The organism is Roseovarius autotrophicus, assembly GCF_018069895.1.
GTDB classification, from domain to species: domain Bacteria; phylum Pseudomonadota; class Alphaproteobacteria; order Rhodobacterales; family Rhodobacteraceae; genus Roseovarius; species Roseovarius autotrophicus.
Map to the genome: position 1 here is coordinate 145,269 of NZ_JAGQDH010000007.1, position 11,882 is coordinate 157,150.

6 protein-coding genes (1 of these 6 only partly in view) are annotated in these 11,882 nt (G+C 66.2%); all 6 read right to left on the reverse strand.

What is annotated here, in order from left to right:
• Positions 1 to 3,792: the 5' portion of an LEPR-XLL domain-containing protein gene (locus KAK09_RS10215; RefSeq protein ID WP_210878832.1), read on the reverse strand. Its footprint begins 25,053 nt before the window's first position; only the first 3,792 of its 28,845 coding nucleotides appear in the window; it begins with the start codon at positions 3,790 to 3,792; the stop codon falls past the left edge of the window.
• Between the two features lie 196 nt (positions 3,793 to 3,988).
• Positions 3,989 to 4,801, reverse strand: coding sequence for an efflux RND transporter periplasmic adaptor subunit (locus tag KAK09_RS10220; RefSeq protein WP_210878833.1), 813 nt, complete (start codon positions 4,799 to 4,801; stop codon positions 3,989 to 3,991).
• Positions 4,798 to 6,795: a preprotein translocase subunit SecA gene (locus tag KAK09_RS10225; RefSeq protein ID WP_210878834.1), complete on the reverse strand. Its 1,998-nt coding sequence runs from the start codon at positions 6,793 to 6,795 to the stop codon at positions 4,798 to 4,800. The genes KAK09_RS10220 and KAK09_RS10225 overlap by 4 nt, the downstream gene beginning before the upstream one ends.
• A gap of 17 nt (positions 6,796 to 6,812) precedes the next feature.
• Positions 6,813 to 7,601 (reverse strand): SapC family protein, encoded by a 789-nt coding sequence (locus tag KAK09_RS10230; protein WP_210878835.1) that lies wholly within the window; start codon positions 7,599 to 7,601, stop codon positions 6,813 to 6,815.
• Positions 7,602 to 7,648: 47 nt separating this feature from the next.
• Entirely contained in the window at positions 7,649 to 9,817 is a 2,169-nt protein-coding gene (locus tag KAK09_RS10235) for a biotin/lipoyl-binding protein (protein ID WP_210878836.1), read from the reverse strand.
• Positions 9,818 to 9,830: 13 nt separating this feature from the next.
• Positions 9,831 to 11,705 (reverse strand): GAF domain-containing protein, encoded by a 1,875-nt coding sequence (locus tag KAK09_RS10240; protein WP_210878837.1) that lies wholly within the window; start codon positions 11,703 to 11,705, stop codon positions 9,831 to 9,833.
• Between the last annotated feature and the right edge of the window lie 177 nt (positions 11,706 to 11,882).

Sequence of the window (11,882 nt, forward strand, 5' to 3'; positions counted from 1 at the left end):
GTCATGCACGTCGATGGCAAGCGACCCGCCCACGCTGGTGCCTGTGGATGCGGCGCCCGACTCGGCTGTGGTGGTGGCGGTCTGCGCGCCCTCGGCCATGGCGACAAAGCTGAAGGCGCCCGTCAATGCCGCGCCATTGGCGAGTTCCGCGACGGTCAGGTGCTCGGCCACCGAAATCGCCACCGAGGCGCCAACCCCCGTCGAGGCACCGCCGCTCTGCGTGGCCGTGGCGCTGACCGTATCGACGCTGGTTTCGGAGGCTGTCAGCGTGACATCGCCGTTGTTGGCCTCCACGCTGCCGTCCAGCCCGGCGCGCGTGTCGGCATCCAGCACCAGCAACGCAAAGGCGCCGGCAATGCCCGTGTCGCCACCCGAGGCGCCCGAGGTCGCTGCTGCGCCGAAATCGTTCACCGCGTCGCCGATACGTCCGGCCAGCACGCTCAACCCACCGCTGCCCGTCAGGATCACCGACGCCGCCGGCGCGACCGAGGCGCTGTTGTCCAACGTCGCGATGGTCAGCGCCACGGCGGCGCCGATCTGCGTGCCACCTCCCGTCGCCGTGGCCGAGGCATCGGCGCTGGTGGCCGCGTCCATTTCGACGCGGCTGACCAGCGTCACGTCGGCCGCGCGCAGGGTGCCGCTTGCGACCGTTGCATGAGCCGTGTTCGACGCGACATTCAGCGCCAAAGCCGCGCCCACGCCGATATCCCCGTCCGAAGTGGAGGCAGAGCCCTGCGATGTGCCACCCAGATCCTTCGAACTGCGGCCATCGGCAAAGGCCACCTGCTGATCGCGTTGCTGGTCGGCGGTGTTGGCGCTTTCCTTGTCGGTCTCGGTCCCCTTGGCCGAAGCCTTGGCCGTGGCCGACGACTTGCCGCCCGACTCGGCTTCGAGCGACAGCCGACCGCCCGCGGTCACGTTGCGCCGCGATGTCGAGGACGCACGGTTGTCCACGAAGGCAAGCGCCAGCGCCGCGCCCACTGCGGTCGAGCCACCCAGTGCGGTGCCATCGGACAGGATCGTGCTGATGCCCGAATGGATGGCCGATGCGGAGATGTCGCCGCCAGCCTCCAGCGTCCCGGACTCGCCCAGGTCGGCGAGGGTGGCGTTGTCCACCACGGCAATGGCCACACCGCCGCCCACGGTGGTGCCCCCACCGGCCGCACCGCCATTGGCGGTGGTGGCGTCGGCATGCAGCCCCGTGGCCGAAAGCGACAGCGAACCCAGCCCCGCATCCGTGCCATTGCCCAGCGCGTTGCCTTGCAGCGCCGCCTCTGCGGTATGCGCCCCCACATAGAGCGCGACCGAGGCTCCGACGCCGATGCCGGTGCCCCCGCTTCCGCCGGTTTCGGTCGGTGTGGCCGAGGTGACCACCTCTGTGGTGCTGCTGGCCGAGAGGGTCAGGTTGGCGCCGTTGAGCGCAAGCGTCGCGCCATCCAGCACCAGCGCCGCCACATCCGTGAGGACGACATGGATGGCGACACTCCCGGCGATGCTGTTTTCGGAAGCATTCGTCGCGCCAGACACCGCCGTCACACTGTAGCCGCCCGAGGCCTCCAGCGTGGCCGTGGCTGTCACGCTGCCGGTGTTATAGACGGTGCTGCCGCCCAGCAATGCGCGCACATCCGCCTCGACCACGCCAACGCCCACGGCGATCGCCACGCCGGTGGCATCCGAGTCACTGTTCTCGCCGCTGGCCGAGGTGTCGATCCTGTCCACCTGAGTGGCGGTCAGCACAACCGACCCATCGGCCTGCGTCTTGATCCCGCCCGACGTGTCCACCAGCACCTGCGTGGTCGGCACATGGACCGAGACCGCGACCGCGCCGGCAAAGGTCACATTGCCCGTTTCGGTCGCGACGCGATCCGAGGTGTCGCCATCCTTGTTGGGATCGGCCAGACGGGCCTGCGATTCATTGCCCGTGCCTTCCTGCGCGCCGCCCTTGGTAGAGGTTGCCTTGGTCGTGATATCGCTCGTGGCAGCCGCGCTCAGGGCAACCGAGTCGGGCGCGGTGGTGCCACCGATGCTGGCGGCGTCACCCAGCGTTACCCCGGTTTCGGCCACGATGACCGACACTGCCAGCGTGGCCCCTGCCCCGCCCTCACCGCCGTCGGCGATATTCTCGACGACCAGCGTCGTCACCGCATCCACCGTAACCTCGCCGCCGGCATCGATGGTGCTGGCGCCGTGGATGCCGATGACGGATCGGGTGATCAACGTTGTCACGGCAATGGCGGCGTCCTGCGCCGCATCCGTCTTGGTATCATCCGCGGCATCCTCGGCCGTGACCGTCACCATCACCGCCGTATCGATATCCACATTGCCCGAGGCGTTCAGCACGCCGGCTGGGGCCCCGTCCCCCTTGGTGCCCAGCATCACCAGCGCGCGCGGCAGCCCGACGATCACGGCACCGCCGATGCTGCCCACCTGGGCCTGCGACGGAGCCAACGAGGACTCCGTCCGCGCGGCGATGGCAATGTCGCCGTCAGAGGCGCTGACGTTGCCCATCACCTCGACCGCGGCATAGGGCGCAGCGAGGTAGAGCCCCTCTGTCAACTCGATCGGGATCAGTCCGTTATCACTGCCCACAGCCTCGAAACTGACTGAACTGCCCGTTACCGACGCGCCCGCCTCGACCACAATCTGCTCGGCGTTGATGGTTATGGCACCGGCGGTCAGCGAGCTGCCTGCCGCGAACACCACCTTGTCCAGACCGGCCTCGCCATTCACGGCAAAGGCGGCACCGCCCAGATCGACCACCCCCTGCACCGTCAGGATATCGCCCTGCGCGAACCGGGTCGGGCTCAGCCCGAGAATGTCGAAATCCACATCGTCGATGAAATCGTCAAGGTTCGGAAATATCCCCTGGTCACCGCCCATGTTCACGGTGATGGAGGCAACCGGCAGGCTGATCGTGGCGTCCTCGAAGGTCAGGCCCGCGATGGTCACATCACTGCCCGACTGGCTGATCACCGCGTCATCCGACTGGTCCGACAATGTGACCGTCACATCGTTGGCAGCGCCGGAAAAGCTGACCGGTTCCAGGCCGTCAAAGACGACGCGCGCCCCGTCCATCTCGACCCAGCCGGATTGCGCCCCGGTGGCGGTGTAGCCGAAACTCGTGTAGGCGCCGCGCACCTCCATCACGTCCCAGCCGCCGTCGCCGCCGTCCAGCCCGCCCGAAAGCGATCCCCCCTGCTCGACGATAAAGAGATCGTCGGTATCCTCGGCACCTTGCAGATTCTCGACCGAGACAAAGCGCAGCCCTTGCAGCGCGCCCTGGTCCGGCCCGTCGATAACCCAGGTGGCGTCGTCGCGCGCGACGAGGGTGTCGCTGCCTGCGCCACCATCAAAAAGGATATCCACGCCTGCGGGGAAATCGCCCGCCACATCCAGTGTCAGGCGGTCATTGCCCCCGGTGCCCTGGATCCGCAGTTCGCTGACATCGGCCCGCGCGCGCTCATCGACCAGTTCGCCGGTCTCGTCGTCGTAGATACGAAATGCCTCGGCCACGGCGTCATAGCGCAGCGTCCAAGAGGCCCCGTCCCCGTCCAGATCGGCCATCGGAATGATATCGGCCGAGAGAAGGTAGCGCGGTTCCAGCGCCTCGATCCGCACGGCGGCGACATGAACCGGGACCCGGCCGCTGCGAACGGCCTTCAGACGGTTGAGGAAACGGTGTGGTGTCTCACCCGCGAACCACCTGGGACGCCGCGATGCCTCGCCCGCATCTGCCGGTATCAACGCCGAGGCATCGGCCTCGAATGAGTTCCGTCCAAAAGGAAAAGACATGGCAGCCCCCCGCGAGAAGGCTCGACCGGCCCCGAACACAAACGGCTATGTCCTGACGCCACTATGAAAATTCCATGGCCCAACAGAACCGAAAAGGCGAGAACGCGAGCTTAAAATTAACCGGAGTATACTGCAAATCGTCGTTCACGAAAAGGTGATTCCTTTGTGAAGTGGGCAACGCCGGGGGCCTGCCGTCTCAGCCCTCGCCCAGAAACAGCCGACAGCGATGACCGGCGGGCAATGCGCCGTCGGGGTTTGGCAGATCCAACAGCACCGCGAATGTTGCCGAAGCGGCATCGAACACGCGGTCGATCGACCTGACCGTGGCGACATACTCGCCCTGCAACGGTGTCACCGGGCGCACGATTGCCTGATCGCCGGGCACAACCGAACCAAACAGGCCGACAGGCAGAAACGCTTCCACCCGCAGCGGATCGAGCCGCACGAGCGTGAGGATATGATCGTCGCTGCCGACGAATTCGCCTGCGGTGCGCACGCGGTCGCGCACGATGCCATCGACGGGGCTGCGAATGCTACGCTGTGCCAGAACGACCTCGGCACGGGCCAATTCCATTCGGGCGATATCCAGGTTCAGTTCGGCCTGCAAAAGATTGCTCCGGGCCGCGATAACCTCTGCCTCGACCTGATCCAGTGCCTCCTCGGTAGCCACCCCGCGGTCGCGCAGCTTCACAACCCGATCGTGGCGTCGAGAAATCATCTTCAGTTGCTCACGCTGCGCCTCGATCACCGCGACCGAACCGGCGCGGATGCGCAACAGCTCCACCGTGGTTTCCTCGATCTGCGCATTCAGGCGCGCGACCACCTGCCCCGCGCGCACCGTGTCGCCGCGCTCGACCGTAACCACATCGAGAAGCCCGGTCGCGGCACTGCCCAACTCTATTACCTCGGCCGGGTCCATGATGCAGTCGAATTCCTGCGCCCCGCCTTTCCCTGCGGAAAGGCCCATGGCGACCAGCGCCACGGCAATGACGGATATCCTGCAGGTCATTCCAGTCCTCCGGTAAATGCCATCAACTGATTGAGGCGGCGATCCTGCCGCACCAGATCCTTGCGGGCGCGGGCGTGGCTACGCTCGGCCCGGGCCTGCGCCAGGTCGAAAAGGCGAAGGCGCGGCCCCAGCCCGATCAGCGGCAGCCGCGCACAAAACCGGGTGACCGGCGCCTGGATCAGGTCGAGCAAGGGATCCTCCAACGACAGCAGGGTCGAAACCGAACCGGGCTCGCCGCGTCGGCCGGCACGTCCGGCAAGCTGGCGGTCTATGCGTCCCGAGTCGTGGCGCTCGGTGCGGATGATGTGCAGGCCACCGGCCTCGGCCACCCCTGCCCCCAATGCGATGTCCACCCCGCGCCCGGCCATGTTCGTGGCCACCGTCACGCGACCGGCAATCCCGGCCTCGGCAATGATGGCGGCGCTCTCGGCGTGCGTCTCGGCATTGAGCACACGGTGCGGCACATCTGTCACCGTCAAGGCCGCGGATACCGCCTGCGAGGCGGCCACCGACCGGGTGCCTATCAGCACCGGACGCCCGTGCGCGACCTCGGCCTGCGCCTCGGCCACGACTGCCTGCCACTTCGCGGCCTCGGTGCGAAAGACCCGAGGAAAACGATAACGCAACCGCGAGGGGCGATGCGGCGGCACCCGTTCGGTCACGAGCCCATAGACGATGATCAACTCGTCCGCGACCTCGCGGGCTGTTCCGGTCATCCCTGACAGTCGCAGATAGCGGCGAAAGAAGCGCTGGTAGGTCATCCGCGCCATGGCAAGGTTCTGGCCGGTGATCTCGACGCCTTCCTTGGCCTCTACCAGCTGGTGCATGCCGTCAGACCATGACCGGTCGGGCTGCAATCGGCCAGTGTATTCGTCCACGATCTGCACCTTGCCGTCATTGACGAGGTAATGCTCGCCACGTTTGAAGATCATCAGCGCCGTCAACGCCTGGTGAACCACTTCGCCGCGTCGGATCGGGCTTTGCCAGATGCCGTCGCGCCCGGCCGCAAGGCGCGCGACGGTTTCGCGGCCAGCCTTGGTCAGTTCCACCCGGCGCTCGTCACCGATGATGCGATAATCGCTGCCACCTGTCAGACGCCGGGCAATATCGAGCGCGACGGTGGCCCAGGCGGCTTCCTCCTCGGGGTCGCTCTGGCGCGAGATGATCAGCGGTGTGCGCGCCTCGTCAACCAGAACGCTGTCGGCCTCGTCCACGATGGCGAAATGAAGCCCGCGCATCACCGGCTCGTCGCGCGCGTCGGGCGGCTCGGTCACGCGGCGCAGCCGCTGGCGAAGGCCGCGCGGCCCCTCTGGACCAAAACGCAACCGGTCGCGCAGGTAGTCGAACGCCATGTCCGAGTTCGAGCCATAGGTGATGTCGCAGCGATAGGCATGGCGGCGCGCGTCCGGGCCAGCATCTTCGAGGATCATGCCGGTCGAAAGACCGAGCCGCGCATAGATCGGCCCGAGCGTCACGGCATCGCGTTCGGCCAGGTAACTGTTGACGGTGATGACATGGGTGGGGACCCCGGCCATACCCGCCACCGAGGCAGCAAGTGCGGCGGTCAGCGTCTTGCCCTCGCCTGTGTCCATCTCCACAAGACGGCAGCGCAGCAGCGCCAGCGCACCGCGGATCTGCACCTTGCGCGGGCGAAAACCGAGACAGCGGAACCCGGTCTCGGCCGCCAGCGCAAGACCCAGCCGGATCGTTCCGCGCCCCAACCCTTCGCGGCGCAGGCGCGTGCGGGCCTGCGCGATCTCCTCGTCAAACGCGGCCTCGTCCAGACCGGCCAGGCGTTGCGACTGGCGCAGGATAGCCAGCAACTCCAGCCGGTCGGACAAGGGCACCGCACCGCGCGCAACCAGTCGCGCGGCACGGCCCAGCAATGCCTGCCCCGCCTCGTCCAGCCAACCGGGATCGCGGTCGCGCCGCTCGGCATAGTAGCGAACGGGCGGCGGGGCGAACCCGGCGCATATGGGGCTGGTATCGCTCATGGCCGGGCCAGCGCGGCTCAGGTATCGGCGGGCTCTTGCGCCGGGCTCGCGCCGGCGTCTGCGTCAGCGGCGGCCTCGGGGGCGGGTGTCGCCAGATGCTCCACCATGTTCTGGAAATGCCGCATCGAAAACAAGTGCAGGAAGGTGCATTCCAGTTCGTCGGTATCGAACATGGCGCGCAGATCCGCGTCCTTGATGGCCTTCAGCTTCTCGCGGTCCAGCGCCATGAAGCCAGAAAGCGAGCGCCGCTCGCCGTCGGGCAGAGAGAACTGCGCCTGCATCGGCTGCAACAGGTCGAGGTCCTTCAGACGCTTGCAATACGCCTCGGTGCGCCGGAACTGACCCTGATATTCCTGGAGAAAACGCAGGATGTTCTGAAGATACACCGTCTGGTTGCCGTCGCTGTCGAACAGCCTTTCGCCACGACCGTCACGGTTCACGCCCTCATAGGTCTCATCAATGTTGAGGATGAAGTTGCGCCCGTCGCGATCGGTCGAGAACACGAAAGGGTAACGCCGCACGAAGGCGGGCACATAGGTTCCCGCACGCCACTTTCCGGCCTCATCGACGAAAAAATTCTCGTTGCTGCGCGCGCCCAGGATCACCGCAGGCATGACGCGGTCCTCGGCACCGGCGAAAACGATCGGGTAATGCGCTGCTGCGGCGGCGAACTCGACCGCTGTCAGCGGCACCGAATTGACCTTGCGGGAAAAGCCATAGCCGACGCTGGAACGCACGCTCACATCGCCATGCGCCTTGGCCGTCACCGGGGTTGCCCGTTCGTAGAAAAGAAGTTGCGTAGCCATGATATCGATCCTTTCTCAATGCAGGTGGCGCCGGGTCTGTGATCCGGTTATGCCACGGTTTCACGGGTTACAAAGTATTTCAGGAATACACGCGCCGCAGCGCGGTAAAGTCGGTCGGCCAGCGGCGCCTCGCCATGGGCAAAGCGCACATGCACGCGGTCGCCATAGACCGCAACGGGAAAGGCGCCTTCAAGCGCGAGGTCGATCTGATAGACACCTTCGATAGCCTGCAGTCGTTCGCGCGGCTGCGACGGATCGAGGGTGATGCGCCCACCCCCTTCTGTCGCCAGCGCAAGCGATGGCAGCGTCCGCGACAACGCCGGTGCCGCGCGCAGCACGCGCGCCGGATGCGCAACGCCCGGATCACGGGCAAACCTGACCTCCAGCCCGAGAGTGCGCCCGCGCACAAGCTCTACCGCGTCAGCCTGCACAACCACGCGCAGCAACGGATCCTGGAACGGGACCACCATCGCCAAAAGATCGCCCCGGCGCACATGACGCCCGACCAGATCAGAGGCGACTGGCAGGATCACCTGTCCGTCCACTGGTGCACGCAGGATCTGTTGGGCGATACGCTCGTCCGTGAGCGCAAGATCCGCGCGCATGGCGGCAAGCTCATCCTCGAAGATGCGCAATGTGGTCTGTTCCGACGGGCGCGCGGCGGCAAGCCTGCGCTCGATCTCGGCAAGTTGTGCCACCAGAACCCCGCGCCGCGCCCGGATCAGCGGATCCTCGATGCTCAGCAGCGGATCGCCCGCCCGCACCTGCTGGCCCGGCACGACATGCAGCGCGACGATTTCGCCCTCGGCGCCCGCATTGGCATAGGCGTCCGCTTCGGGCAGCACGATCCCCTGCGCCAGGGTGTTGTGCGGCACCGGCCAGGCGAGGAGCACGCCCAGCACAAGCGCCAGCACCGTGCCCGTCACCGCAAAGGCCCGCCCCCTGTGGCGCCGCAGCACAGGAGACGTCAGCAGGAACCATACCCCCTTTAGCATCGGCAGCACGATCATCAGGAACACCGCCCAGATCGCCAGCAAAAGCCCCACCACGAAGAACCGCGTCGCCACCAGAGACACGATCGCGGCGGTGATGAACAGCCGGTACAGGTAGGCGGCAATGGCATAGACAAACAGCCATGGTGCTTCGCCACGCGCGGTGACCGGGTTCTCGACCCAGGGCATTCCGAAACCGTATCGCTGCACCAGATAGCCAAGATAGCGGTTGGCCCGCTGCGCCAGGTTGGGGATCTCGGCAATGTCGCACAGGACGTAATAACCATCGAACCGCAACAGCGGGTTACCATTGAAAAACAGCGTCGAGACCCCTCCGATCAGCATCACGTTGAAGGCAAAGGCCCGCACCAGCCCCTCTTCGGCGCCGGCCCAGACGATCATGGCAATGGCCGCGCAGAAGAGTTCGACCAGAATGCCCGCGCCCCCCACCAGGGCCCGCCGCCACTTGGAGGAAAAGGCAATACTGTCCGAGGCGTTCACGTAAGGCACCGGCATAAGCACGAGGAACATCACCCCGATCTCGTTCACCGATCCGCCCCAGCGCTTTATGGCATAGGCATGGCCCAGTTCGTGCAAGGCCTTGATCAGGGGATAGGCAACCAGCAGCAGGACAAGGTTCTCGCCCGACAGAACCCGGTCGGTGACATTCTCGGTCAGCGGACCCCAATGCGTCGCGGCCAGCACCAGACCATAGGCCAGAACGCCGAAGAAAACCGACCAGCCGAACCAGGAAAAGAGCGGGCGAACCATCGGCATGGTCGCGGTCAGAAAGTCGTCCGGATCAAACAGCGGCAGCCGCAGCGCCAGCGGGTTCAGCACCGACCGCACGATCTGTTGCCGCGCGGCGCGTCGGCCACGCTCCGACATCTCCATGATGTCGGGCGGGACATCGCCCGCCAGAACATCCGCCGAATAAAGCTGACCAACCAGCCGTACGAGTTCATCCTGGGTCACCGCGTCGATGTCGAACTGGCCTACGGCGAGTTGCCAGATGTCATCCAGCGTCCGCGCGCCGTCCATCATCGCAATCAGCCGATACGCCTCTGGGGTGAAGCGGTGGAACCGTCCCGAGACGCGGTCCTGCAGCACAAACCATATCTTGCCGCGATAGAGGTGGCGGTGGATGCGGGCGTGGCTGCGCAACCTCGGCCGGTAAGCCGAGACCCGATACCACGAAGAGCTGGTCCAGTTGCGCCCGGTCATCGTCCACCGATCCTCATGGCAACCACCGCCAGGCCTGAAGCCGGAACCAGTCGGCCAGATCGTGGAACATCACCCAGCCAAGCCTGCGCGCCTCGATGGCGGTGCGGCCGACCCCCTCCATTCCGGGGCGCAGCCGCTCCAGATCGCCCTCGAGGCTGGCCTCGACGCGGAAATAGTTGCGCCCCTCGCCCTGCCGGGCCATCGGCGTGACGGTCGTGACCGCATAGTCCAGCGCGGTTTCGGGAAATGCCGCCAGCCGGAGGCTGCCACGCTGACCGGGCGCGACTTCGTCGATGTCGCGCTCGTCGATCTCGAGCACCACACGAAAGGCATTGAGCGGGGCGAGGCGGAACATCGTCTGCCCCCGCTCGATGGAGGCACCGACCTGCTGGCTCAGGTCGCCTTCGACAATATAGCCGTCGAATGGCGCGCGGATGCGGGTGCGCGACAGTTGCTCGTCCACCAGCGCAATCTGTGCCTCGATCTGATCGAGCTGGGCGCGAATGATGTTGGCCTCGGCCATCTGGCGGTCGGCGATGGTGCGGTCCAGTTCGCGCATGCGCTGCTGACGCGCGGTGGCAAGCCGCAGGTGTTCCAGCGAGAGATCCTTCTCGTCCAGCACCGCGATGATCTCTCCCTCGGCCACCAGATCGCCGGCGCGGGCGTTCTGCGCGGCGAGATAACCGTTGAACGGAGCAACGATGCTGCGCTGCACGGTTCCCTCCAATCGCGCGGGTGCGCTGACGGCATACTCCACGGAGCCATACCACAATACCGCCGCCACCGCCGCCACGCTCACGGTTGCCAGCTTCGCCCCAAAATGCGTCGGCCCGAAGAGCATCACCAACTGTTCGCGCAAACTGGCGAGAACCTTGACCGGCAGCCAGCGGCTGAGCCGGCGGCGATCCTCCAGGATGGGTCCGGCCACGGCGGCGACGGCATCGCAGACCTCGACGTCCTGGGCGGAAAACGGCGCTCCCTCGCGTCGCTCGAATGTCAGAGCACCAACGATGCGGTCCTCTGCCATCAGCGGAATGGTCAGCACGGCGCCAACGTCATGCGACCGGGCGAGATGCTCATGGGCACGGGTGACGCGGAACTCCCAGTCCCCGGGCACCGGCCAGAGGATCACCGCCTCCTGGTCCACGGCCTCGTCCATCGCCCTGCCGACCTCGCGGATCAGGCTGCTGCGGCGGCCAAAACTGGCGGCGTTGGATACCTTGCGGACCCGCACCCCGCGACGACCCAGAAAACCCAGACTGACGCTCTCACAGTCAAGTCTGCGCGCAAGCTCCGTGACCAGCGCTGCGGCGGCTTCCTCGAAACGCGGATGCTCCAGAAGGCTGGCCAGCATGTCAAAGGCAACGGTCACCCGTTCGCGCAACTCGGCATCCTTGGCTTCCTGCTCGCGGCGCAAAAGCACCTCGATCCAGCCAGCGGCCCATTGCAGGCGGCGAAACAGCACCGGAGTGGCCGCAGCCTTCGGCGGGGCGCTGACGGCCAGGGCCCCGAACAGACGGCCTGTCACCACCAGCGGATGCGCCAGCACACGCCGCTCTGTCGCTTCGCCCAGAACGATGCTGCTGCGCTCCTGAACCGCGCGACCGGCCGCATCGGCCAGATCCTGCGGTGCCTCGCTGCTGCCTGCGGGCCAGTGCGCGACCGCCTGAAACGGCCCCACGTCAGGCACTTCGCCAACCAGCAGCAGACCGCTCGACAGCCCGTCCACCTGCCGTGTCACAAGCGCCAGCCAGGTCTCCAGGAATTCGTGCAGCGTCTCGGCCTGCTGAAACCGCAGCCACAGAGACTGATCGAGGATTGCGTAGGAAACAGGCGTCGCATCCGCAGATGGCCCGTCCTCTTCCAACGTGAGCCGCACTTCGCTCATGCACTCATCCTCCGGTTTCGACTCGCGGCAACTCTGGCGGGCCACCTGCCGGAAGCCATGTGTGGATGCCTCCCGTTGTGCAAGGAAAATTTTGACTTTCTGAGCATGTGATCGAGTGCGGTCATGTGTCAGGCCTCTCTGTGCGGCTTTTAACGTGCCGCGGGCCGGTATGGAGAT

Excerpts from the sequence above, each read along its gene's own strand:
- KAK09_RS10235 (WP_210878836.1), bottom strand. The coding sequence starts at position 9,817 with ATGACCGGGCGCAACTGGACCAGCTCTTCGTGGTATCGGGTCTCGGCT.
- KAK09_RS10230 (WP_210878835.1), bottom strand. The coding sequence starts at position 7,601 with ATGGCTACGCAACTTCTTTTCTACGAACGGGCAACCCCGGTGACGGCC.
- KAK09_RS10240 (WP_210878837.1), bottom strand. The coding sequence starts at position 11,705 with ATGAGCGAAGTGCGGCTCACGTTGGAAGAGGACGGGCCATCTGCGGAT.
- KAK09_RS10220 (WP_210878833.1), bottom strand. The coding sequence starts at position 4,801 with ATGACCTGCAGGATATCCGTCATTGCCGTGGCGCTGGTCGCCATGGGC.
- KAK09_RS10225 (WP_210878834.1), bottom strand. The coding sequence starts at position 6,795 with ATGAGCGATACCAGCCCCATATGCGCCGGGTTCGCCCCGCCGCCCGTT.